The sequence below is a fragment of the Arthrobacter sp. Z4-13 genome (assembly GCF_054792705.1).
This window is the reverse complement of sequence record NZ_CP096459.1, coordinates 3,786,886-3,811,165: the sequence shown is the minus strand read 5'-3', so window position 1 is coordinate 3,811,165 and position 24,280 is coordinate 3,786,886. Positions and strand designations below refer to the sequence as shown.

Here is a 24,280-nt window from a genome sequence, read left to right as displayed (position 1 = left end):
GGCGGAGGGAACAGTTAGGCGCCCTCGTACCACCGCAGTACCCGCAGAGCCCGGAGTGTGTTCCACCGGCTTGGCTGTCCGTCGCCGTCCTCAAGCGGAAAGTGCACCTTGCCGGCATGACTGTTTTCCAGCAGCCACCTGCCGTCCGGCTGCTCCTTTGACCGCACCACCTGCACTGCCTCTTCGAGACGTTCGTCAGGTGTGCCGCCGGCGGCGCGGAAGTAGTCCAGCCCACGAAGGACGTCGAAGAACCAGCGGGTGGGGTAAGAGAACCGCAGCCAATCCCTGCTGATGAGCTCCCCGGTAGAAAACCGCCTGAAGAGGCCGCGGTCCAGAAGATACTGTTCTCCGCGGTGCCGTGCCTCCCGGGATGCAAGTGTTCCTCGTGTAGCCCGTTCGTGTTCGAGGAGCCCTTCCAGGACGCAGATTGTGGTGTGGAAGGAAGAGCGGATGGAACCTCTTTCGGCTTCGCAATTCCAGCCACCGTCTGGGAGCTGTTCACGGGTCAGCCGCTCCACCACCGAATCCAATTTCTCCCCGAAGTACGCCCCCAGTGCCACGGTCATACCGTTGATGCACGGCTCCACTTCACCTTCGAAGAAGGGCTGGTTGCCTTCCTCCCAGCGGCTGTTGTCGCGGACAAGCGCAATTGCCCGTCCGGCTTCAACGCTGGCGGGGTCCAGGCCAAAGTCCCGCAGGAGCAGCAGGCTGTAGGTTGTCGCCGTCCAGGGCTGGTTGTCAGCGTCGTCGTCCTGCGCGGGCCAGTAGGTGCCGCCCGCCCATTGCCCGTCCGTGCCCTGCAGGGCGAGGAGCCGCGCGCCCCAACCGTCGTTCGCAACCCGCTCCCGCTCGCCCTGTACCTCTTCAGGCAGGGCGTCGGTGAGGTCGCGCAGGACCTGCCAGCGGATGGCCGGATCGGAATCGAGCAGCCAGCCGAGAACATCCATTCGCGTCACCGGGTCAGAGGTGCTGGATGCCTGCCCGCTGCATTGCGTCCTTGTAGATGTCCACGCTCTTGGCCAGAAGCTCTTCCTGTTTAGCATCCGAGACGGCGAATGCGCGCCCGCCAAGGGCGCTGGCCTTGTACACCTTGATGCCGCTGTTCTTCAACGACGAGTGATAGGTCTTCTCGAACAGGGTGAGGAAGGTTGAGGCGTCCGTGCCGTGGGCAATGATCGCAGAAACCCGGGAATTGATCTTGAGGAACTGCCGGAAGGGCCGCAAACCGTCGGTTTTCTCCTGCACGCTCAGTGCTGACGGCATACCAGGATCGCGGACCCAGGGGTAGGCATTCCACGGCATCACGTAGCGCGGGTCAAGCTCGGCGAGCTCGTAGATCTGCGTGGCTCGGCGGGCCGCTTCGTCGTCGTTGTAGTGTGAAACAAAGCCGGACTCCGTGCCCTTTCCGGGGCTGACCTGCAGGCTGACGATCCGGCATTCATCTTCGTCGTGCACCGGGTCGATGTAGGGGACTGTGGAGCCCGGCTTCTTTTCCATCAGTTCGTCGCAAAGCTGGGTTACCTTCGCGATGTTAGGTTCCTGTAGCAGGGCCTTTTTTTCGTCCCAGTCAATCGTCACGATTTCTCCCTCTGCAGCAAGGCGTCCAGAATCAGGCGTCTTAGGCCACTCTACGCTTCCGTGCTCAGGGGTGGGCAGGAGAGACTCAGGATGACCACCCGCTCACCCCGCCAGTCGTACCCCACGGGCGCGTTTGAGTGCCTTGGCGTGATGCCTCAGTTTCCGCCGTCGGCGGGAGATTGCCTTCGCAGCCGCGGCCGCAGCCGCAGTCATGGCAGTGCCGGGCAGGGGTGGAGCAGTTGATCGATAGGTGTGGCCGGTAGGTGTGCGTAGTTCTACGGTGTGCCGCTGGCTTGGAAGTGGTATTGAGCCCCAACCGAGTGCTTCCTTGATGTGGTTGCAGGCTTCACAGAGCCCTTGGCCGTTGCCGGCCGTGGTGGGTCCGTCGTGGTGCCATGGGATGACGTGGTCGTGATGGCGGATGGGCGCGTCGCAGTAGGGCGTGCGGCAGGTGGCGTCCCTGACTTGGAGGAAGCGGCGGAGCCGTGGCGGGAAGAACCGGGCCTTCGAGTCCATGGCGACCAAATCCCCGTCCGCCGGGGCGGTGTAAAGCCGACTAAGCCAGATTTTCAACTCACTATCCGTGGTTCCTGAGGAAGATGCGTGGGCGTCCGGGGACCCATCACCAGCCGCATCCCGGATGATTCTTCTGGCCCACTCGCCGGGGACGACTCCGTAGCCGGTGAGCCTGGCCGGTTCGCTGTCACCCTGGAAGAGTGTGCGGTCGGTCATGACGAGTTGGATGTCGATGCCCGTGTAGCCGACCGGGGTGCCGGTGATACGTTCGATGAGGGCGTCGGCCATGATGGCCCCCTTGGAACGCTCGTCACCGGAGGACTTCAGCGTATCTGCCTGTTGGGTAAGGGCTGCGTAGGCGGCGACCCCTTGGGCCACCGGAACCAGCGCGGTCAGGTACGCCATGGTGTCCGGCGCCGGGCGAAGGCTGACGGTACGTTCAATGACGGCATGGGAAGCCCGTTTCGCCACGGACCGCGGATCCCGCCGATACGAGGCCGTTCGGACGGCTGCAATGATGGCGCGGTCTCCGGCGCCTGCCAGCGTGCCGGTGTCGGCGGCGATCTCCTCGTCCACGGCGCAGCGGTCCCCGGCCGGCAGGCACGCTGTTTCCTTCACGATCAGGGTGGCCCGCCACTCGTTCAGCTGCCCTGACTCAAGCGCCGCCAGCGTGTGGGGCATCTCCGTGACCAGGGCTTTAGCCAATCCCAGCAGCCGGCCGCCCCGGGCAGGAGACTCCCGCCGGGCCAAAGCGATTTCGGCTCCCACCCCGGCGCCAAGCTCATCAGCCGGAACAGCCGCTGCAGCCTGCTCCCGGCGCACAGCCAAGTCAAAGGCCACCGCAATCCGGGCCTGCGCTGCCGCTGCCGCCGACTTCGCATCCTCCAGTTCGCGCAACTGGTCAATCATCCCCGGCCCGTCAGCGGCAGGGCGGATGGAAGCCAAGGTGCGCACGACGTCGGCAACACGAGGACCGGGGAGGGGTCCTGCCTCCTGCGCTGCTCCGTGACCCCGCGGTGCCGACTCCGCTATTGCTTCCATGGACAGAGTCTTCCAGCAGGGTGTGACAAAAGCCGGTGCCGGGAGGCCTATGTGGATAAAAGAAGCAGCTGCCAATGGCATGCTGTTCAATGTAGGGATGCAGTTCACCAGGAAGGGCCTGAAAGCTGACGGCTTTTCGGGCTTCCGGTCGTTCAAGGACCTGGAGGTCATGCGGGTTCCGCAAGGAACCGGCGTCTTCGCCGTCCTGCGGCCCGAAGAGTTCCAGCCGGAATTTCTGAAGAAAAGCACCGCCGGTGTCTTCAAGAAGAAGGACCCATCACTGCCAGAGCCGGCCTTGTCGGCGGAGTGGGTGGATACCGCCGTCGTCCTTTATCTGGGCAAGGCCGGGCCGGGCAGCAAGGGCAACCGCGGGCTGAGGCGGCAGGTACAGGAGTTTTTGGATTTCGGGCAGGGCAAACCGCCGGGGCACTGGGACGGCCGGCTGGTCTGGCAACTCAAGGACGCCGGGCAGCTGTTGATTGCCTGGAAGGAACTGCCCGGCGCGGCCCTAACCAAGGCCGAAGCCGAGTACCACGCAGCCTTCATCGAGGAGTACGGAAAGCTGCCGTTCGCGAATCTGGTGCAGGCGCGGGTCAAAACCTAAGCCAGGCTCGCCAAACCTTCAGGCCCCGCGGAGGCGTTCCATCTCGCGGCGGTCCTTCTTGGTGGGCCGGCCAGCGCCGCGGTCCCGCTGCGGCAGGCCCAGTGCGGGGGCAACGGGCCGCGGCGGCGTGTGGTCCGTAAAGCAGTGGGATGCAGCTTCCGCTCCCACGCGCTTGTTGATCAGCCGGCGCACTTCGAGGGTGCGTTCATAGCCCGGCATCCTGACCGTCACCGAGTCGCCGCTGACCAGGGTGGCGGACGCCTTGGCCGGGCTGCCGTTCAGCCGCACATGGCCGGCGCGGCAGGCAGCCGTAGCTGCAGAGCGGGTCTTGTAGGCCCGGATGGCCCACAGCCACGCATCGATGCGGACACTGGCGGGGGAGGAAGGAAGGCTGGTCATGGTTGGCACCGAGTATAGCCCCGGTGCCTCCGCCCGGCAGCCAGTGGTCAAAGTGGACACTCAGGCCTGCCCAACCGCGCCTCTTGAAAAGAGAGCTATTCAACCCGGACACTGATCCGCTGCACCACGTTGTTGCCCATGCCCTGGTAGTTCCAGTTCTGCTCCAGGGGCTGGATGGCACCGCTGGCATCCGCAGCGCGGCAGGCGAGCTCATGCTCGCCCGGGTCAGCCACCCACGGCAGCGTCCACTTGCGCCACGTGAACCCGCCGGCAGACTCTTCCAAATGGGCCCGCACCCACTTCCCGTCGATGCCCACTTCTACAGCAGTCACCGCCGCGTGCCCGGACCATGCCCGGCCCTGCAGCATCACGGGACCATGCGGCAGCACCCGCTTGCGGGTGAAAAAGTCCGGGATGCCGGGCGGGACCATCAGCGAACGCACCCTGATCCGCGAAACCGGCGTCCCGGCGTCGTCCACTGAATCCTGGTAGCGGTACGCCACTACCTGCTGGTAACCGGTGAACGGCGCCGTGACCACCTCGATGGATTCCAGCCACTTCACGCTCGTCATGCCATACCACCCGGGAACTACGAGCCGGAGCGGGTAGCCGTGCTGGGGCGGCAGCTCGTTGCCGTTCATCTTGTAGGCGAGCACGACGTCGGCACGCATCGCTTCATGGATCGGCAGGCTCCGTGCGTACCGCTGGGTGACGCCGCCCTGGATGCCGGCATCGGCGCCCGTGAAGATCACTTCGACGGCGTTCGGCAGGACCCCGGCTTTCCCCAGGAGATAAGCGAGCGGAACCCCCGTCCAGGCTGCCGTCCCAACGCCCTCGAGGACCCACGGCTGACTGGGCGGCCGCGGCTTCAGGAGGGACCGGCCATTACCCGCGCACTCCATGGTGACGGGCACTGTGATGGCGGGGTCCTTCCGCAGCGCCGGCATGCTCAGCTCCAGGGCGCGCTCTACTGCCCCGTTAATCCGCAGATGCCAGGCCCCGGTGTCGATAAACGGGATGTCGAAGTGCGTAAGGATGTAGTGGAGGCCGGGCGGAGTGATGTCGCGCCGGAGCGCCTCCAGGGGCATGGAGTGGTTACGGGCACCCAGCTGGACTTCTTCCGGCGTAAGCGGGCCTTTAGTCGGTGCCATTGGAAGGGAAGCAGGCGGTCGCTGCTGCTCCGCTGACCGGGCGGAATGGTGGTTCCTGTAGATCTGCTTCATGGCGCTGCGATCCTTGTGGCTGGGCTTCTGCTTGGCGGGGCTGGCGGGTCCCTGCCCTCAGGTCTACGCCCGCCCCGCGAGCCCGTCAACGCCCAAAGTGCTGTGCTGCCGCTACAGCTGCGGCTGCTTCAGGAACTCAGCCAAGCCGATTGGATCCTGCCCGGTCAGCCCATGGACATCGGGTGAAATTCCTGCCATTTCCCCGGCTGCCATCGCCGTGTAGGTGCTGACCCACGCATCCACCTGCCAGGGGGGCGCACCGTAAGACGCGCGGGATGCGTAGGCTTCCTCCACCGTTTCCGGCTGGTAGGTGATGGTTCGCCCTGTTCCGTCGGTAACGATCCGGGCAGCGTCCGCCAGGGTCAGTTCCTCAGGGCCTGTCAGGTTGTACGTCTTTCCCTTATGGATGGCGGGATCGCGCAACACCGCCACGGCGCAGCGCGCTACGTCCTCCCGGGCGACCCCCGAAAACACGCCCTTGCCGGCAGGCCCGCGGATCACGCCGTCCTCCCCTGCCAGAAGCGGCAGGAAATCGAGGTAGAAGCTGTCCCGCAGGAACGTGTAGTCCATCCCCGACTCCCGAATGTGCTGCTCCGTGCCGTAGTGGTCCCGGGCCAGCGTGAAGGTTGCATCCGGCGCCGTGCCATAAAACGAGGTGTACACAACATGCTGCACGCCCGCTTCGGTGGCCGCGTCCACAAAGGCGCAGTGCTGCTGCAGCCGGTCCTCGGTCTCCGCAGCCGACACCATGAACAGGACTTTGACCCCTTCCAGGGCCGCCCGGGCAGCAGGTGAGTCCGAGTAGCTGCACACCACTGCCGGAGCGTTCTCCAGCCCTGGTGCACGGCGGGCATCACGGACCAGGAGGCGCTGGGCAGATTCGGCGGCGGAAAGCTGACGTGCCACCATTCCGCCCACGCCGCCCGTGGAACCGGTGACGGCGAGGTCCGGCAGTTCCGAACTGGAAGCCACGCTTAGTGTTCCCGCTTGGCCGGGGACTTGGTCTGCTCAGGATCACGTTCGGCCAGGGAGCCGATGGCGTCGTCAATCTTTTTCAGCACCTCAGGTTCCAGTTTCACCCCTGCCGCCACAACACTGTCCGCAATCTGCTCGGGCCGGGAAGCACCAATGATGGCCGAAGCGACGTTGGGGTTCTGCAGCACCCAGGCCACGGCCAGTTGCGGCATCGAAAGTCCGGCTTCCTCCGCGACGGGCTTGAGCTCCTGGACCCCGGCAAGGACGTCGTCACGCATCCAGCGCTCGATCATCTTGGCGCCGCCCTTCTGGTCCGTGGCCCGGCTGCCTTCCGGGGCGGGCTGGCCGGGAAGGTACTTGCCGCTGAGGACGCCCTGGGCCATGGGTGACCAAACGATCTGGGACACGCCCAGTTCCTCCGACGCCGGCACAACCTCGGCCTCGATGACGCGCCACAGCATGGAGTACTGCGGCTGGTTGGAGATGAGCTGGAAACCGAGTTCCTTGGACAAAGCGTGGCCTGCGCGGAGCTGGTCGGCCGACCATTCGCTGACGCCGATGTACAGGGCTTTCCCCTGCCGGACGATGTCCGCAAAGGCCTGCATGGTCTCTTCAAGCGGTGTTTCGAAGTCGTAGCGGTGTGCCTGGTACAGGTCCACATAGTCCGTCTGCAGCCTGCGCAGCGAACCGTTGATGGATTCCATGATGTGCTTGCGGGACAGGCCCAGATCGTTTTTGCCCTTGGGTCCGGTAGCGCCGAAGACCTTGGTGAAGATCTCTATGGACTCGCGGCGCTCGCCCTTCAGGGCTTCGCCGAGGACCGTTTCCGCAGCCGTGTTGGCATACACGTCCGCAGTGTCGAAGGTGCTGATGCCTGCATCCAGGGCAGCGCCCACACACTGGGAGGCGACGTCGTTCTCCACCTGTGAGCCGTGCGTGAGCCAGTTGCCGAAGGTGATTTCCGAGACTTTGAAGCCGCTGTTTCCGAGGTATCTGAATTCCATGGGTTTCACGCTAACCCAGATGGTTGCTCAGGGTAAGGGCTGTTTGCCCAGATGAGGATCGCCCTTGGATGAAGAGCCTTTGGGAGCGGTTCCCTTGCTGGCTGTGTCCTTGGGAGAGGCGCCTTTGAGCGCCTGAGCCTGCGCGCGGCCGGACAAGGACACCAGTGATCCCGTGTCCAGAGGAGCCAACGGACGCGAAGCCTTCGCCTTTTTGAACGACCGCGGCACCCGGCCCGGGCGGTGGTTGTCCAGCGCCGATTCCACGAGCGGTGCAACCTCCACCACCTTGTCGGCAGGCACGCGGGGATCGGGCAGATCCCGCACTGAAAGCTTGATTTCCGGTGCCGCCGCCCGCGCCCGCGCGATTGCCCTCGCGTCCGCCTCAGCAACAGCGGAGGCCCAGTCCTCGGCAAGGACGGGGGGAACCGGCCGTGCGGCAGTCACTGCGGGGTGATGTACGACGGCGGTGCGCAGCGCCGCGCGCAAGTGCGCGGGCTTAAGCGCAGCCCGCCAATCCCGCGGCTTCCGCTGGGGTTTCGGGGTTTTGACGGCGGGCTGGGGAATGCTCTCCCTTGGGGCGCGCCGGCCGAACAAGGCCATCAGCATGACGACGGCGAGCCTGCCTATCCCCGCGAGTAACAGCGTGATGACGCCGAGCAGGAAGAGGACCAGGAACATCAGGAAAGCCACTCCCACAGTGCCCAAAAAGGTCAGGTTGAGGACGAGCGTATCTGGATTTTCCATGTCATCTCTCCTCTCTGCCGGCCGCGAAGCCCGCATCCGCACCCCTGCCGCGGCCAGAGCTCCTTCTCCACCATACGGATTTTTGCCGCGCCGTGCCGACGGGCGGAGGGGCGCGTCCAGTGTTGTTTCAAAGCTGTTACCCGATATGACAACATCAGGTCATGGCTGAAGACCGGGGACTGGAAAACTGCATGTGCCTGTCCGGCGAGCAGTACCGCGGGTGCTGCGGGAGGTTCCACTCCGGTGAGGCAGAAGCAGCCACTGCAGAGCAGCTGATGCGGTCCCGCTACAGTGCGTTTGTGCTCTTGGACGGGTCCTATCTGCTGCGCACCTGGCACCCGGGGGAGGTCCCCGCGAATCTGGACCTTGACCCGGACCTGCAATGGCGGCGCCTGGACATCGTCTCCACCAACCGCGGGGGCCCACTGGACGTTCAGGGGACGGTGGAGTTCAAAGCCTGGTTCCGGCGCGGCTCCGAGCGCGGCACGCATCACGAAGTGAGCCGGTTTGTCCGGGAAAACGGCCGCTGGTTTTACGTGGACGGGAAAATCTTGGCCTGACTATTCGTTGTAATCCTGGTCCGGAGTGAAGCCCGCCCGGTCCACCTTGCGGTGAAACCGCATGCCTGCCAGTCCGCCGAGCACTGCACCGGCGAGTGCCACCAGTGCCACCACGACGGCGGCGATGATGCTCGTGGTGGTCAGCTGCCCTTCATTCACAGGGATCCGCGGGAAGCTGTTGAGGTTGGCCAGCACGTTGAACTGCTGTCCGGCCACGAGGCCCAGGATGGCGATCAGGACCGCCACGATCAGCGCCCAGATCCACACCATGAGGCCTTGCTTGGCGCCGTTGAAGCGCGCCATGCGTCCTGCCACGTAACCGCCGCAGTAATAGGAGAGGAGCAGGATGACCAGCAGGACGATGATGCCCACCAGGCCAACGGTGCCGGTGTTTGAGGCCGCCTGGTTCACGGCTTCATTGACATCGGTGTTGGTGGCAAGGCCCACCGCAGTTCCGGCCGCTGCAACAAGGGCGGTCAGCAGCACAGCCATGCCGGTGGCGGTCAGCCAGCCGAAGAAGGCCGAGCCCACCTTGATGCCGCCGAACCGGTCCTTTTCCCTGGCGACGGCGGTCTGCCGGTCTGTCAGATGTGGATCCACTGCAGATCCCGAGGCTGCCGGGACATAGTCCCGCTCTGCGGAGGGGCCGGATGCCCCGGCGCGGGACTCCGGCACGCGGTCGTAGGCGGAGGTTGGTGTGGCATCGGCTGCCGGCGCCCGGTCAAAGGTGCGGGTGGCATCATCATCAGCCGCGGCACGGTAACTTCCGCTCCCGTCAGCGTTCTCCCGGGCACGTCGCGGGGGCAGGTTCTCTGGGTCCGTTGAGCTGCTCATGGCTCAACTCAACCATCCACCCATCGAGATAGCAAGGATGCTTACTATTTTGTGACCAGTGCCGTCACCGGTAGTTGCGGTGCAGGTTTTCCTTCCGGGAGGGCCCTGGGGAGGCGTCCGCGATCCACGGGCCAGTGCCTTCAGACTGGTCCAGGACGCCGGCCTCCAGCCACGTGTAGTCGCCGGCGAGGACCTTCCGCGTCAGCCGGTGGTCGCCGTCGTCCGTGTTGCGCCACAGCTGGTCGAAGTATTCATCAACCCGCACGCGGGCCTGCTCGCAGTACGCCTCCGCGAGTTCGTAACCGCTGGCGGCCTTTCCCGGGGAAGTGTGAAGCAGCATCTCCGCGCGTGAACAGCACGCTGTCATGGCGAACAGTTCCGCGCCGATGTCCACCACCCGGCCAAGGAATGCCTGCTTGTGCGCCAGGTTCGCCTGCCAGCGGCCCATGCCGTAGAACGTCTGGCGGGCCAGCCTGCGCGAAGACCTCTCGACAAAGCGCAGGTGCTTGGCCAGCCGGCCGAACTCGCTGTATGAGCGCGGATCCATGCCCGCACCGGCCACGAGCCTGGGCAGCCACTTGGCGTAAAAGCCTGAAGCGCCGACGGCGGCCTTCGCTTTCTCCTGCAGGCTCGCGGTGAGCGAGGCAAGGTCGCCGGCGGCGGCCAGGTGGGCGTCCACCGCTTCGCGGGCGATGAGGAGTTTCATGATCTCCGAGGAACCTTCGAAGATGCGGTTGATCCGGAGGTCGCGCAGTTGCTGCTCCGCCGGTACGGCGCGTTCTCCGCGAGCAGCCAGCGACTCGGCCGTCTCAAAACCCCGCCCACCACGGATTTGAACCAGTTCGTCTGCGATCCGGCAGCTGATCTCCGTAGACCACAGCTTCGCGAGGGCAGCTTCTATGCGCACGTCCTTCTGGCCGGCGTCGGCGAGTTCTGCGGAGAGCTCGAACACGGCGTCCAGGGCAAAGGCGGAAGCGGCGATAAAAGCAATCTTCTTGCTGACGGCCTCGTGCTTGCCCACCGGCTGGCCCCACTGAACACGGGCGTTGGACCATTCACGGGCGATCTTGAGGCTCCAGCGGCCTGAGCCGACGCACAGACCCGGGATCGAAAGCCGGCCCGTATTGAGGGTGGTGAGCGCTATTTTCAGGCCCTGGCCCTCGCGTCCCAGGCGGTTCTCCGCCGGCACGCGCACCTGGTGGAACCGGGTCACCCCGTTTTCAATACCGCGCAGCCCCATAAAGGCGTTCCGGTTCTCCACGGTGATGCCTGGAGAGTCCATCTCGACCACAAAGGCGCTGATGCCGCCCTTGTGCAGGGTGCCGTCTGCGCCGGTGCGAGCCGGAACGACTGCCATCACCACTACCAGCTCCGCAATCACGCCGTTGGTGGTCCAAAGTTTCACACCGTCCAGAACGTAGGACCCGCCGTCGTCCGTGGGGACCGCTGTACTGCCCATCCTGGCGGGATCGCTGCCGACGTCCGGTTCAGTCAGAAGGTATGCCGTGATGGCCCCGGCGGCGCACCGCGGCAGGTATTTGCGCTTTTGTTCCGGCGTTCCGAACACCTTCACCGGTTCAGGCACGCCGATGGACTGGTGCGCGGAAAGCAGGGCCCCCAAACTCGGGTGGACGCTCCCCAGGAGTGCCAGGGCGCGCCCGTAATACACCAGGGACAATCCCAGGCCGCCGTATTCCTGCGGAATTTTCATCCCGAAGACGCCAAGGTCTGCCAGGCCCCGAAGGTATTCGTCGGGAATCTTGGCGTCCCGCTCTATGACCCGCCCGTCCAGGGTGCCCGCGAATTCCGTGAGTCGCGCCATGAAGGCATCGCCCCGTTCCACATCCTCCCGGTCCGGCGTGGGCCAGGGGTGGACAAGGCTGAGGTCAAAACTGCCGAGGTAGAGCCCCTTGGCGAAGCTGGGGCGGTCCCAGGTGGTTTCCCGGGCGGCCTCTGTTACGGCGCGCGCCTCGTCTGCGGTGACGCCCGCGCCGATCTTGCCTGCGGGGACCGGGGTTTCCCCGGCGGGGGCATCTGTTGGGGTTTTGCCGTTGGCGGGGCTGGTCTTTGAGGGGCTGTCAGTGGCGGAGCTCATGGGTTATCTCCTTGGCCGGATAGCTTTCTTAGCCAGGATCCGCCGGGTTGGAGAACCCTTCAGCTGTCTCTCAATATTACCCGCGGGTAGGTTCCCGTGCTAGGGGAGGACTGCCCCTGAAAGTCCCCGGCGGTGTCGAATGCAGACGCGCGGTGCACCAGCCGGTCCCAGCCGGCGTTGATGCCGTGGACCACGGCCAGGAGCGACGTGGAAACCACTGTCCAGGCGAGCTTTCCCGTGCCCAGCAACACTAACGCCACCAGTCCTGCCGTGAGCACAAAAGCGGCCAGGATCAGCGCGAACACCAGTGTGCCCGCGAATACCAAGGTGGCGGTTTCCACCGAGCTTAGATCGAACTGCATGAATCCCCCTGCTGCGACGTTGCTTGCCCTGAAGTCAGTAGCACGAGCGTAGGGGCAGGTTGCGCGCCAAGCTAGGGGCGCATGGGACTGAAGTGACTGTTGATATTGGATCGAAATACTACGCCGAAGTAGGTCACGGAGCGGTCGCGGCCGCCTGCGTTAACCTTGTTGTTGGCAGTTTTCCGTTTGGAGCCCTGCCCCAGCCCCCTCAACAGCCCAAGGAGAGTGTGTGCCCCGCTCCGCCAGGTCATCCGCTGACGCCATCAGCGCCCGGCTCCGGGACCTCGAACTCCTGACCAAAGGACCCGCCTGGGCGCTGACGCGTTCTGCCCCTTGGGTGATCGCGGTGCTGCAGGCGTCCTTTACCCGCGCCAGGCCTCAGCTGCCGCTTGAGGAGTTCCACGCCGACGTCGACTCCTTCCTTGAGGAGCTCCGCCGGCAGGAGCCCGGCCTCGGAGGCGGCGCCAACGGGAAGGCCTTTGGCGACGAGTGGACGCGCCGGCAATTCCTGACGCGGCGGAACCAGTCGGGCCAGATCATTTACGAGGTCACCGAGCCGGCGGCCCGCGTGCTCGCCTTCCTGGACAGCCTTTCCAGCGAGCGTTCCACCCTCAATGGTTCGCGCCTGGGCACGCTGTTGGGCGACGTCGAGAAGCTCGCCAACGAGACCAACCCGGACCAGAGCGCCCGCCTGGAGTCACTGGAAGACGAGATCGAAGAGCGTCGGCAACTGATCCAGGACATCAGCTCCGGCGAGTTTGACGGCCTGCTGGATGACGACGAAGCGGTGGAAGCTGCCGGGAACATCCTGGATCTGGCCGCGAGCCTGCCAGCCGATTACAAAAAGATGCGTGACCGGATCGAGGAACTGGTGGGCGGGCTGCGCAACCAGATCATCGAGGAGTCACTGACCAAGGGCGCCACGATGGCCCAGGTGCTGGAGGCAGACAAGCGACTGCGCCAGAGCCCGGAGGGCAGGACCTTCCGTTCCTTCACGGCCTTCCTGGAGGATCCGCAGCAGCAGTTGAGGTTCCGGTCGGCGATCGGTGAGGTCCTTAGCCGGCAGTTCGCGGACGACCTCTCATCCGAGGACCGGGAAACCATGAAAAACCTGGTGGCAGAGCTCCGCCAGCAGCACAGCCAGATCCAGCGGATTTACGGCAAGCTCAGCGAAAGCCTCAACACCTACGTCCAGAGTGACGACTTCCGCCAGTCGGTCCGGCTCCGGCAGGTCCTCCGGGAAGCCGAGCAGGCTATCAGGTCCCTTCCGTATGAGCGGGAACGTCCCGGCCTGGTCCGCGGACCTGTCCTCTTTAACGCAGGGTTCGAGTCGCTGTCCATGGTGAAGCTCTTCGACCCGGACGAGTTCGCCGCGCCACCAAAACTTGCCGACCCCATCGCCTTCAGTGACTCGGACCGGGTGCGCTCGCTGAGGACCGGAAAGGCGAAGCCGGAAGTCATCAAGTCTGCGATGGCGGGCGCTTCCACCCTTTCCGAGGCGTGGCACCAGCTGCCGCCGGAGGAACAGCACATCAACACCATCCGGGCGCTCCTCTCGCATGCCCTGCACGCAGGGGCAGGCTTCGACAAGGATGCCCTCGACGCCCTGGACTTCGAACAGATAGACGGCACCACGCGCAGGGCCTACCTGCCGCTGGTCACGCTTCCAAAGGATTGACGATGACTGAAGTAACAAACGCTGCGAGTCCAGCGGCATCTGGCGCTGAGCGACCTTTCACCGGAGGAATCACCCCCCGCGACACGTTCATCGACGGCGCCGCCCTTTTCCCGGGTGATACCGGCGTACTCTCCATGAAAGTGCGGCAGGCGCTGGTGAAACTGCTCAAAGGTCCGTACGTGGACGGTGGCCGGGATGAGAAGCTCTGGACCGTTTTGCTGGATAACCAGATCATCCTGCGCAGCCGCCTGTCCGAGCTGTTCCTTACGATGCAGCTGGACCATGAACGAAAGATTGCCGTCCTGCGCCCGGTGGACCCGGACGCCATCGGAGGCGGTACCCGCTCCAGCATCCTGAGGCAGCAGCGTGCGCTCAGCCGTGTGGAGACCATTGTCCTGCTGCGGATGCGGCTGCTGCTCGACCGGCACGTGACCGCCCAGACAGATCCCACCATCACACGCGAGGAAATCGCCGACCTCGTGACCCACTACCAGCCCGCAGGCCAGCAGGACGCGCTCCGCGACTCCGACGTGGTGAACCGGGCCATCACCAAGCTCCTGGCCCGCCAACTCCTCCTCCCCAGCGGCCTGGACGACGTCTACACCATCTCCAATGCCCTGCCCCTGGCCCTGCCCTTCGAAAACATCGGCGACATCCCAGCCCAGATAGAAGCCCTGGCAGCAGCCACCACAGACCCCGCCGGCACCGAGGCGCTCATAGAGCTGGACATGGAAACGACGGTTGAACCTGCGGAACCCGAGGATGCAACCGAAGCGGAGGACGTACAGTGAGCATCGCAGCCATGCTGCCAATGGGCGAGCTGACGAACCCGGGCCAGATGCGCCTTGCGCTGGTGCAGGTGGTGAACTGGGGCACGTTCCACGGGGCGCACACAATGCATGTGGACCGCAACGGCACACTGCTCACGGGTAACTCGGGCGTCGGTAAGTCCACGCTGTTCGACGCCATGCTGCGGGTCTTCGATGCGAGGCCGAGGTCCAATGAAGCGGCCGCCCAGCGATCGGGCGGGGCCGTCGAGGACAAGCGGACCACGTTCACGTACATGCGCGGCAAGGTGGGCGACAAGGCTGTGGGGGAGGGCTCGGCGAGTGCCTTCCAGCGTCCGGGTGCCACCTGGTCCGCCGTCGCGCTGACGTTTGACAACGCCGCCGGCACGCGGGTGACGGTTTCGGCGCTGTTTGACCTGCCGAAGAACGGCACGGAGTCGAGTGTCGGACGTTTTTACCTTATGGACCACGGGCCTCTGGACCTTGAGGCCCTTGAGGGCATCGCGGACAAGCGGTTCACCAAGGCAGCCCTCGAGACAATCTTCCCGGAGGCCCAGGTCTTCGACGTCCACAAGGCCTTCGCGGAACGGTTCCGCCGGCTCCTCGGCATCAACTCGGACCAGGCCCTGCCGCTTTTGCGCGTGATTCAGGCAGGCAAGGGGCTGGGTGGCAGCGTCAACACCTTCTTCCGCGACCAGGTCCTGGACGCCCCGGCCACGCTCGGCGCCGCAGACGACGTGGTCGAGGAGTTCAGCAACCTGATGTCCATCCGGCAGCGGTTGGAGGACGTCCGGCAGCAGCGGGACCAGTTGGCGCCGGTTCCCGGGCTGAACAGGGAGTATGCGCAGGCGCTGCTGGACGCGAACCGGCTGCGGGACCTTTCCGGAGAGGAATTCGAGGCCTACAAGCAGCAGCTGGCCGTCACGGTCCATCAAAAAATGCTGGTCCGCTTCAAGGAGCTCGCCCAGGCGAAAGCAAAGGAGCTTGGGGCTGAGCGCGCAGTCCGGGACGAGCTGGCCAAGGAGCTGCGCCAGCTGGAGGCGGATTACAACAACCAGGGCGGCAACGCCATCTCCGCCATCGAGCAATCCCTGGACAACGCCCGGGTGGGCCTGAAGCTCCGCCAGCAGGTGGAGGAGGCGGCGCGCCAGGCGCTGACCGACGCCGGCCTCGAACTCGAGTGGACCGCCGAGGGGTGGGAACAGGCGCACGAGCAGGCGGCGGCAAGGTCGGCAGAGCTTAAAGACGATTCGCAGGCCCTGCAGGAACTCCGGTTTGAAGCTTTCGACGCCCACGCAACCAAGAAGCGCGAGCTGGCCGCGGCTGAGCAGGAGCTCGTGTCGCTCAAGACGCGCAAGTCGCTGCTGCCGCCGTCGAGCATTGAAAACCGGGCAGCGATTGCCGCCGCCACCGGTGTTGCCGAAGACCGGATGCCGTTCGCCGGCGAACTGATGGACCTCGCCGAGGGAGAGGAGAAGTGGCGCCCCGCCGCCGAGCGAGCGCTCCGCAACCTCGCCACCACCCTGCTGGTACCCGGGGAACATTTCGCGTCAGTGACCCGATACCTCAACGACCACAACGTGCGCGGCGCCTTGCGGGCGGTTGACGTTTCCAAGCCGCTGGCCGGTGGGGTGCTGGCGCTGGAGGCCGTGCACGACGGCGACCTGCTCACCAAGCTGGACATCCTCACCACGGGTGTCGCGAGCGAAGCGGGGTCCTGGATCCGCGAGCGTATCGCGCTGGACTTCGCCTACCCCTGCGTGGAGGACCCGGACGAGCTGGCACGGCTGGACCGGGGCCTCAGCCTGGGCGGCGTAGTCAAGCGCAACCGCCACACCGTGGAAAAGGACGACCGGTTCACCAGCCGGCAGGATTACGTCCTTGGTTTCGACAATGCCGCCAAGCTGGAACTCGTTGCCGGCCAGGTGGCGGACCTGCGGCAGGAGGTGGCCAAAGCCGCGGAGCTGGCACAGGCCCGGGAGGATTCGCACCAGGGCATGAGCCGGCAGCTCGACGCCCTGCGGCGCATCGCCGAGGACCATCGCTCCTGGGAACAGGTGTCGGCGGCAGTTGCGGCCGGTGATCTCGACAGGATTGAACGGCGGTTGAAGGACGCCCTGGCAGCGCAGGCGGACCTGGAGCCGCTGCGTGCGACCATCGAGGAGGTGCGGCAGAAGCACCAGTCCAGCACCGAAACGGCCGCGGTCCTGCAGAGCGAGTACAAGGCCCTGGACAAACAACTGACTGCTGCAGATACCCTGCTGGAAGCCGCCCGCGGGCGCCTTGCGCAGGCGCCGCCGTCGGACGCCACCGTCACTGCGCTGGAACAGTACTTTGCTGGTTTCGGCGACGTGACGGAGATGCATGAGCTGGACAACCTCGCGAACCGGGTACGGACCGCACTGCTGGCTGAACTGCACACGGCGGAGACCCGGGGCCAAACCACAGCCGAGCGCCTCACCAGGATTTTCGAAGGCTTCGTCCGCGAGTGGGGCAGCGCCATATCCGCGGACCACGGCACCACTATCGGTGCGGCCGGCGAGTTCGAGACGCGGTACCACGCGATTGTGAGCGATGGCCTGCCGGCCCAGGAAGCGGAATTCCGGCAGTTCTTCAACCAGCGCACGCACGAATCCTTCAGCACCCTGCTGCACCTGCTCGATGAGGAACGCCGCTCCATCACCAGCCGCATCCTCCCGCTGAACGGGATCCTCTCGCAGGTCAACTTCCACGAGGGCAGCTTCCTGGAACTGGACATCAAGCAGACCCTGCCTCCCACCGCCAAACAGTTTAAGGACGCCATCCAGAACGCCCTGAAGGCACGGCACACGCGGCCAGCGAAGTCCGACGGTCCCCGCGCCGAAGGTGCCAGTGGCGAAAGGGATGACGACGCCGAGCTCACCGCCCGCTATAAGTCCTTGGAAACCCTGGTGAAGCGGCTGGGCTCGCAGGCGCCGGAGGACAGGCGGTGGCGGGCGGAGGTGCTGGATGTGCGCGGGCACCTGTTCATCCAGTGCAAGGAGCACCGGGAAGCTGCCGGACCGGCGACGGGCAAAAAGGGCGGGGCGAAGAAGACCGAGGTCTTTATGCACGCGGACACGGGATCCATGTCCGGCGGTGAGCGGCAGCGTTTCACGGCCTTCATCATGGCCGCTGCACTGAGCTACCAGCTAGGCATCGCCGAGCAGGGCTTTACCACCTACGGCACCGTGATGATGGACGAAGCCTTTGTGCTGGCGTCCGAGGAGTTTGCAGGGGCCGGAATCAAGGCGCTGCATGAATTCGGGTTCCAGCTGCTTCTTGCTGCACCGGAGAACGTTATTGATCTGTCCCGGCATCTTGGCTCCGTGACCGAAATACTTCGTGACAAGCGCACCAACCGGTCAGGGGTGCTGACGGCGCCGGTCATCCGGCCACGGCCTGATGAAGAAGGTACCTGGCGGTCCGAGGCCAACCCGGTGGACATCGTCTTGCGCTGATCCGAGACCCGATATAACAAATTGATGGATTTATTACTTCGGGTCTGGTGGCCGGTATTTCCGCTGTGTCATTCTGGGCCTTACCAACTCACCCCGCCTGAGAAAATCCCATAGGTACTGCGGAACGCTGGGTCCCGCTTGTTCCCCAAGAGAATGATGGCGTCCTCTTGAAAGGCCACCCGATGCGCCCAGCACATCGCACTACGTTCTTTCTCGCAGCGACCGCCGTGGCCGCACTGACCCTCGGCGGCTGCGCGGCAGGCGCCCCGGCCGGGAGCGGCAGCCCGTCCACAGGGTCTGCCGTCCGGCCGGCAGCCAGCGCTTCCTCCGCAAATGCTGCTCCTGCGCCCGTTCCCGCCGCCACCTCCTCCCCCGTGCCCAAGGGGCCGGAAGCCTTCACCTTCCCGGATGGCCGGCTTTCCTTCGCTCATCCGGCGGACTGGCGGGTAGAAGTTTTTGAGCCATCACAATCCCCTTATGTTGGGACGGCGACCGTTTACGACGCCAGCGGCAATGATGTGGTCAACATCTACTACGGGACGATCGCAGACATTGTGGCGGGCTCTGCCGGCAGGACCGTACTCGAGACGGACCCGGTACCGGGATTGGTGGGGCACTTTGTTCCCACGCCCCATTCCTCGTTCTTTGTTGATCGCAGTGACGGCGAGGCGAATTACCGGATGGGGCTAACTGCAGGACTGCCCGTCTCGCCGGACGGAAAGGTGCAGGACGGGCTCATTATGCTCGGGGACCGCGTTTTGACAGCAGACGTACTTTTCACCGATTCGCCGTTCGCGAATGATGAGGCGGCGAAAGACTGGTACTGGAGTGATGAGGGCCGTGCCCTGAAGTCCGTGCTGATGAGCTTCTCCTACCGCTGACTGGGATGGCCGACGGCCCCTGGCCGGCTGCCGCCAGTACGGCTGTGTCCTTCGTCACGGAGGAGGATTAAGTTACGGAACTCTTGCGTAATAGCAGCGAGGCTAGGCTAGCCTTACTTGGGTTCGCTTCATTCACTTAAGGAGTTCCGTGACTTCCCCCCTCTTCTCCGGGCCCAGCGCCACCCGCCGCACGCTGTTCAAATCCGCCGGCAAGGCCACCGCCGTTCTGGCCGCGGCGGCGCTCACCCTCTCCGCCTGCTCCACGGGCCCCGCCACCTCCAGCACTGACTCCACCGCTTCCAGCTCCAGCAGCTCGCAGTTCCCGGTGACCATCGAGCACGTTTTCGGTAAAACCATCATCGAGAAGCAGCCCACGCGCGTAGCCACCGTCTCCTGGGTCAATGACGACGTTGCCATTGCCCTTGGTGTTGTCCCCGTCGGCGTTCCCAAGGTTGAGTGGGGCGGCAACGACCAGGGCTCCACCCCCTGGAAGGACGCAGCCCTCCAGGACCTCGGCGCCGGCTTCGGCTCGGACAAGGCCCCGGTTCAGTACTCCGAGGCAGACGGCATCAACTTCACCGAGATCGCCAAGCTCACCCCGGACGTTATCCTTGCGGCATACTCGGGCCTCACAGAAGAGGACTACAAGAAGCTCAGCGAGATTGCCCCCGTGGTTGCCCACCCGGAACTTGCCTACGGCACCCCGTGGCAGGAGTCCACGTCCATCATTGGCAAGGCCCTTGGCAAGGATGCCGAGGCCGCCAAGCTGGTCTCGGACACCGAGGCCACCATCAAGGACAAGGTGTCCGAGTACCCGCAGATCGAGGGCAAGAGCTTCATTTACGGCAACCTCGAGCCTGCAAAGGGTGACGGCGTCAACGTCTACACCGCTGCCGACAACCGTCCCCGGTTCCTCTCCGCAATTGGCATGAAGCTGGCTCCGGTGGTTGAAAACAGCTCCAAGGGCTCCAAGGAATTCTTCATCGCGTGGTCCGCGGAGAAGGCCAACGAGCTTGAGTCAGACGTCTTCGTGACCTGGGTTCCGGACGCTTCCACCGCTGACGCAATCAAGGCCGACCCGCTGCTCAGCCAGATCCCGGCCATCAAGAACGGTGCACTGGTTGCCGATTCGGATAACACCCTGACGCTGTCCATCTCCGCCGCCTCCCCGCTGAGCCTGCCGTGGTCGCTGGACACGTTCCTGCCGCAGTTGGCCACCGCAGCGGACGCAGTGAAGTAAGCACCGTTCCATGATGCCCAGTACGACGACGGCGGCCTCCCGGGAGGGGGTTGCCGGCACCAAGGTGCCGGCGAGAGGACCAGGCGGTCCCTCCCGCGGCCTCGCCTCCGGGGGGAGGCGGGCCGCCTGGCTGCTGGCCGCCGTCGTCGTGCTTGCACTCCTGGCCGGGGCCTCCCTGGCCGTCGGAGCCCGCGGTCTTCCCCTGGGCACCGTGTGGGACGCACTCACGCAGTTCGATTCCGCCAACGGTGACCACGCTGTGGTCCACGCCCGCATCCCGCGCACCGTCCTTGGCCTCCTGGCCGGCGGCGCCCTGGGCCTTGCGGGCGCAGCCATGCAGGGAGTGGCCCGCAATCCGCTGGCCGACCCTGGCATCATGGGCGTCAACGCCGGCGCTGCGCTGGCTGTGGTCACCGGCATCTATGTCTTCGGTATTGCCACGTTCTCCGGCTACGTCTGGTTCGCCTTTGTCGGAGCAGCAGCAGCCGCCGTCGTGGTGTACCTCATCGCGTCCTTGGGGAGGGACGGTGCCACGCCCGTCAAGCTCGCCCTGGCGGGTGCTGCGCTCAACGCGGGCCTGTATTCCCTGATGAACGTCATCCTGGTTTCCAGCCAGGACACCCTGGACCGCTTCCGCTTCTGGCAGGTGGGCGGAATCGCCGGACGAGACTGGTCCGTGGTGCTGTCCGGACTTCCTTTCCTGGCCGCCGGCGCACTCATCGTGTTGCTGACCGGACGAATCCTCAACAGCCTGGCCCTTGGTGATGACATTGCACGCGGGCTCGGCCAGCGCGTGGGACTGGTCCGCGGCATCACTGCCCTCGGAATCGTGCTGCTGTGTGGTTCCGCCACCGCGCTTGCCGGTCCGATCGGCTTTGTGGGTCTGGTCATCCCGCACGCGGTACGGTTCCTGACCGGCCCGGACTACCGCTGGATCCTGCCGTTTTCACTTGTCCTGGCGCCGGTACTCCTTCTCGGTGCAGACATCATCGGCCGCGTGGTGCTCCTTCCGGGCGAAGTCCCTGCCGGCATCATGACCGCCCTCGTCGGCGCGCCCGTTTTCGTCTGGCTGATCCGCCGTGGCAAGGGGGCCGGACTGTGACGCTCCTCAAGTCCCGGCCCGAGATGACACTTGACGGCAATCCGGCGCCGAAACACCGCCGTTTTCTGCCATCTCGCGTGCTGAACCGGACCGCCATCCTGGCCGTCATCGTCGTAATCCTGTTCGCCGTGGCTGTCCTGCTGGGCACCTTCACCGTGACCATCCCGGACTTCTTCAAAATCCTCTTCGCGCACTTGACCGGCGGTGAAAAGATCCCCGGTGCCAGCTTCATCGTGATGGAGAACAAGCTGCCGCGGGCTGTCATCGGCACCCTGATCGGCCTCGCGTTCGGCCTGGCCGGCGCCCTGTTCCAGACCATGCTGCGCAACCCGCTGGCCAGCCCTGACGTCATCGGCATCAGCTACGGCGCCAGTGCTGCCGCCGTGGTGGCCATCGTGATCTTCGGTGCCTCCGGCGCAGCGGTCTCCGGTGCCGCACTGGGCGGCGCGTTATGCGTGGCCGCCCTCATCTACGCCATCTCCAGCGGCGCCATCCGAGGGACCAGCCGTGGCGATGCGGCCGGCAACCGGCTCATCCTGGCCGGCGTAGGGATTGCCGCGGCGCTGCACGCAGTGGTCAACTTCCTGATGACCCGAGCAGACATCCGCACCGCGGCCGACGCCCTCGTCTGGCTCAACGGGTCCCTGAACTCCGCCAGCTGGGACCGGGCAGGCGTCCTTGCCCTAGCCCTCGCGGTCCTGATCCCCGCCGTGGTTGCCATCGCCGGCCCCCTGCGCATTCTGGAACTTGGCCCCGATGCCGCTGCCGGGCTGGGCATCCGGGTAGGTGCCACGCGCCTGGCGCTGGTGATCATCGCGGTGTCGCTGGCAGCAGTCGCGACGGCGGCAGCCGGCCCGGTCTCGTTCGTCGCCTTCCTGGCTGGGCCCATCGCCCGGCGCTTCACCGGCAAAGCCAGCCTCCCGGCGTCGGCCCTGGTGGGTGCCGTTATTGTCCTTGCCGCGGACTACGTGGCCGCCAATCTTGCGCCCCTGCTGCTGGACGGCACCGTGCTGCCGGTGGGTGTCATCACCGGCGCGCTCGGTGCCCCGTTCCTGCTGTGGCTCCTGGTCACAACCAACCGAAAGGACGCCTGACGTGGCAGTTCTCAACGCCAAGGACCTGACGCTGAAATACGATCAGCGCTGCGTGGTGGACGGGCTCACCGCCGAAATTCCCGAGGGCAAGGTGACCATGATCGTGGGCGCCAACGCCTGCGGGAAGTCCACCCTCCTCCGCGGCCTGTCCCGGCTCCTCAAGCCCGCGGCCGGCGTCGTGACCCTGGACGGCAAGGACATCCACTCGCGCCCGGCGCGGGAACTGGCCCGCACCCTTGGCCTGCTCCCGCAGCACCCCACCGCTCCTGACGGCATCGTTGTCCGCGACCTCGTGGGCCGCGGCCGCTACCCGCACCAGGGCTTTTTCCGCAGCTGGAGCGAAAGGGACGACGCCGCCGTGCAGCGCGCGCTGGAAGCCACCGAGACGCTGGCCCTCGCGGAGAGGAACGTGGACGAACTTTCGGGTGGCCAGCGGCAGCGGGTCTGGATCGCCATGGCCTTGGCGCAGGAAACCGACGTCCTGCTGCTGGACGAGCCCACCACGTACCTTGACCTGGCACACCAGGTGGAGGTCCTGGACCTCGTGACGGACCTGAACCGCCAGCGTGGCACCACTGTGGCCATCGTCCTGCACGACCTGAACCTCGCCGCCCGCTACGCGGACAACGTCATTGCCATGAAGGGCGGCGCCGTAGTGGCAGTAGGCGCACCGCAGGAGGTAGTCACCGAGGGGCTGGTCCGCAGCGTCTTCGGCCTCGAATCCCGCGTCATCCCGGATCCCGTCTCCGGAACCCCACTGATCATTCCCATCGGCCGACACCACGTCCCCGCCAACGAACTGGAGCTCGTTTCATGAAGACACGCGATATTTCCGCCGCCTCCACCGAGCCGATGACCCTCGCGTTCGAGGTCACAGTTTCCTCAGTGCAGGAACTCAGTCCCAACTTCCGCAGGATCACGTTCGGCGGGTACTCGCTGCGGGATTTCGGCGTCAACGGTGACACCCTCGACCTCCGGATCAAACTCATGATCCCGTCCCTCGCCGCAGACGGCACGCCGCTGCCGCTGCCTGTCTTCGAGATGAGCCAGGCGGGCTGGTACCGCGAATGGCTGGCCATGGATCCGGCCGTGCGCGGCTCCATGCGGACCTACACCGTCCGCCAGGCCCGCCTGGACACCGTCTACCCCGAGATCGACGTCGACTTCGTGATGCACTTCGACAGCCAGGGCAACGGCGGGCCCGCCGCCAATTGGGCCCTCAATGCCAAGCCCGGGGATGCCCTTACCCTCATCGGCCCCAACAACCGCGCCGCACAATGCGCGACGGCGGAGGCCTACGGCGGAGTCGAATGGCGGCCCGGACTGGCGCAGCGTGTCCTGCTCGCCGGCGACGAGACAGCCATCCCCGCCATTTCCGCGATTCTTGAAGGATTGCCCGACTACATGACCGGGCACGCCTTCCTGGAAGTCCCGGAAGCAGGTGACTTCCTCGAACTCTCCTCACCCGCTGACATCGAGATCACCTGGCTGGCGCGGGGCGCCGCGATTGGACGGTCCCGGCCGCACGGCGAACTGCTTCAGGACGCCGTCCGCAAGGCAGTCCCGGTGCCCGGTTGGGTGGGAATCAAAGCGGCCGACGGCGGCGCTGGCCCCGAGCCAGAGGACGTCAACGTGGACGTGGACATCCTCTGGGAGACTCCCCAGCGGATGGAGACGGCCGAAATCCAGGCCACCAAAAACCCCGACATGCCCGCCGGAGCGATGCCCTTCTACGCCTGGATCGCCGGCGAAGCCGCCGTCATCAAGGACATGCGCCGGTACCTTGTCCGGGACGTTGGGATTGACCGGAAGCAGGTTGCTTTCATGGGGTACTGGCGTCAGGGCAAGGCCGAGGGCTAAGTTTCCCGGACTTGGGTGGCGGGAGGCACATCCTCTGCGTGCTCGCTCGTTCCTCGCTTAGACGCACGCTGCCGGATGTCCCTCCCGCCGCCTGACTACTTGCCGCCGGCCCCTGACGCGCCATCACGTCCTGCAGTGAAACCCGGAACGCGGCATCACGTGTTGCAGCTTTTTCCCGAACGCGCCATCAGATCCTGCGGTGATACCGGGAAGGCGCCATCAC

General features: G+C 65.4%; 22 protein-coding genes. 11 read left to right on the top strand and 11 right to left on the bottom strand.

Annotation, left to right across the window (positions count from 1 at the left end):
• Window positions 1–14: 14 nt before the first annotated feature.
• The 3 genes from M1E07_RS19415 to M1E07_RS19405 form a co-directional block, all read right to left on the bottom strand.
• A complete protein-coding gene (locus tag M1E07_RS19415) occupies window positions 15–947 on the bottom strand; it encodes a prenyltransferase/squalene oxidase repeat-containing protein (protein ID WP_461190446.1) in 933 nt (310 codons plus the stop codon).
• 13 nt (window positions 948–960) lie between these two features.
• Window positions 961–1,578 carry a uracil-DNA glycosylase family protein gene (locus tag M1E07_RS19410; protein ID WP_461188231.1) on the bottom strand — a complete coding sequence of 206 codons (618 nt, stop codon included), beginning with the start codon at window positions 1,576–1,578 and terminating at the stop codon, window positions 961–963.
• 102 nt (window positions 1,579–1,680) lie between these two features.
• Window positions 1,681–3,135 (bottom strand): HNH endonuclease, encoded by a 1,455-nt coding sequence (locus tag M1E07_RS19405; protein WP_461188230.1) that lies wholly within the window; start codon window positions 3,133–3,135, stop codon window positions 1,681–1,683.
• Between the two features lie 97 nt (window positions 3,136–3,232).
• Between M1E07_RS19405 and M1E07_RS19400 the strand changes: the two genes are divergently transcribed.
• A complete protein-coding gene (locus tag M1E07_RS19400) occupies window positions 3,233–3,739 on the top strand; it encodes a hypothetical protein (protein ID WP_461190445.1) in 507 nt (168 codons plus the stop codon).
• A gap of 18 nt (window positions 3,740–3,757) precedes the next feature.
• Here M1E07_RS19400 and M1E07_RS19395 read toward each other — a convergent pair whose 3' ends face one another.
• The 5 genes from M1E07_RS19395 to M1E07_RS19375 all read right to left on the bottom strand — a co-directional run bounded on the left by M1E07_RS19395 (window position 3,758) and on the right by M1E07_RS19375 (window position 8,084).
• A complete protein-coding gene (locus M1E07_RS19395) occupies window positions 3,758–4,138 on the bottom strand; it encodes an RNA-binding S4 domain-containing protein (protein ID WP_461188229.1) in 381 nt (126 codons plus the stop codon).
• 95 nt (window positions 4,139–4,233) lie between these two features.
• Window positions 4,234–5,361, bottom strand: coding sequence for a sulfite oxidase (locus M1E07_RS19390; RefSeq protein ID WP_461188228.1), 1,128 nt, complete (start codon window positions 5,359–5,361; stop codon window positions 4,234–4,236).
• A 111-nt stretch (window positions 5,362–5,472) separates the two neighbouring features.
• The gene (locus tag M1E07_RS19385; protein WP_461188227.1) at window positions 5,473–6,333 is read right to left on the bottom strand and encodes an SDR family oxidoreductase; all 861 of its coding nucleotides are present in this window, start codon (window positions 6,331–6,333) and stop codon (window positions 5,473–5,475) included.
• A 2-nt stretch (window positions 6,334–6,335) separates the two neighbouring features.
• A complete protein-coding gene (locus M1E07_RS19380) occupies window positions 6,336–7,340 on the bottom strand; it encodes an aldo/keto reductase family protein (RefSeq protein ID WP_461188226.1) in 1,005 nt (334 codons plus the stop codon).
• A 27-nt stretch (window positions 7,341–7,367) separates the two neighbouring features.
• Window positions 7,368–8,084: a hypothetical protein gene (locus M1E07_RS19375; protein WP_461188225.1), complete on the bottom strand. Its 717-nt coding sequence runs from the start codon at window positions 8,082–8,084 to the stop codon at window positions 7,368–7,370.
• A gap of 161 nt (window positions 8,085–8,245) precedes the next feature.
• Between M1E07_RS19375 and M1E07_RS19370 the strand changes: the two genes are divergently transcribed.
• The gene (locus tag M1E07_RS19370) at window positions 8,246–8,644 is read left to right on the top strand and encodes a YchJ family protein (protein ID WP_461188224.1); all 399 of its coding nucleotides are present in this window, start codon (window positions 8,246–8,248) and stop codon (window positions 8,642–8,644) included.
• Here M1E07_RS19370 and M1E07_RS19365 read toward each other — a convergent pair whose 3' ends face one another.
• From M1E07_RS19365 to M1E07_RS19355, 3 genes are all read right to left on the bottom strand, one after another.
• A complete protein-coding gene (locus M1E07_RS19365; protein ID WP_461188223.1) occupies window positions 8,645–9,478 on the bottom strand; it encodes a hypothetical protein in 834 nt (277 codons plus the stop codon). It abuts the gene before it with no gap.
• Between the two features lie 64 nt (window positions 9,479–9,542).
• A complete protein-coding gene (locus tag M1E07_RS19360; RefSeq protein WP_461188222.1) occupies window positions 9,543–11,573 on the bottom strand; it encodes an acyl-CoA dehydrogenase family protein in 2,031 nt (676 codons plus the stop codon).
• Window positions 11,574–11,632: 59 nt separating this feature from the next.
• Complete coding sequence (locus M1E07_RS19355; protein ID WP_461188221.1) at window positions 11,633–11,935, bottom strand: hypothetical protein; 303 nt, start codon at window positions 11,933–11,935, stop codon at window positions 11,633–11,635.
• A 229-nt stretch (window positions 11,936–12,164) separates the two neighbouring features.
• Between M1E07_RS19355 and M1E07_RS19350 the strand changes: the two genes are divergently transcribed.
• From M1E07_RS19350 to M1E07_RS19310, 9 genes are all read left to right on the top strand, one after another.
• Window positions 12,165–13,613 carry a DUF3375 family protein gene (locus M1E07_RS19350; protein WP_461188220.1) on the top strand — a complete coding sequence of 483 codons (1,449 nt, stop codon included), beginning with the start codon at window positions 12,165–12,167 and terminating at the stop codon, window positions 13,611–13,613.
• Between the two features lie 2 nt (window positions 13,614–13,615).
• Entirely contained in the window at window positions 13,616–14,404 is a 789-nt protein-coding gene (locus tag M1E07_RS19345) for a DUF4194 domain-containing protein (protein WP_461188219.1), read from the top strand.
• The gene (locus M1E07_RS19340; RefSeq protein WP_461188218.1) at window positions 14,401–17,880 is read left to right on the top strand and encodes an ATP-binding protein; all 3,480 of its coding nucleotides are present in this window, start codon (window positions 14,401–14,403) and stop codon (window positions 17,878–17,880) included. Before M1E07_RS19345 ends, M1E07_RS19340 begins: the two co-directional genes overlap by 4 nt.
• A gap of 182 nt (window positions 17,881–18,062) precedes the next feature.
• A complete protein-coding gene (locus tag M1E07_RS19335; RefSeq protein ID WP_461188217.1) occupies window positions 18,063–18,761 on the top strand; it encodes a hypothetical protein in 699 nt (232 codons plus the stop codon).
• Between the two features lie 148 nt (window positions 18,762–18,909).
• Window positions 18,910–20,001, top strand: a complete 1,092-nt coding sequence (locus M1E07_RS19330) for an ABC transporter substrate-binding protein (protein WP_461188216.1) — start codon at window positions 18,910–18,912, stop codon at window positions 19,999–20,001.
• Between the two features lie 10 nt (window positions 20,002–20,011).
• The gene (locus tag M1E07_RS19325) at window positions 20,012–21,103 is read left to right on the top strand and encodes a FecCD family ABC transporter permease (RefSeq protein WP_461188215.1); all 1,092 of its coding nucleotides are present in this window, start codon (window positions 20,012–20,014) and stop codon (window positions 21,101–21,103) included.
• A 23-nt stretch (window positions 21,104–21,126) separates the two neighbouring features.
• Window positions 21,127–22,197 (top strand): FecCD family ABC transporter permease, encoded by a 1,071-nt coding sequence (locus tag M1E07_RS19320; protein ID WP_461190444.1) that lies wholly within the window; start codon window positions 21,127–21,129, stop codon window positions 22,195–22,197.
• Window position 22,198: 1 nt separating this feature from the next.
• Window positions 22,199–23,014, top strand: a complete 816-nt coding sequence (locus M1E07_RS19315; protein ID WP_461188214.1) for an ABC transporter ATP-binding protein — start codon at window positions 22,199–22,201, stop codon at window positions 23,012–23,014.
• On the top strand, window positions 23,011–24,057 hold the full coding sequence (locus M1E07_RS19310) for a siderophore-interacting protein (protein WP_461188213.1): 1,047 nt from the start codon (window positions 23,011–23,013) through the stop codon (window positions 24,055–24,057). Before M1E07_RS19315 ends, M1E07_RS19310 begins: the two co-directional genes overlap by 4 nt.
• Window positions 24,058–24,280: the final 223 nt, after the last annotated feature.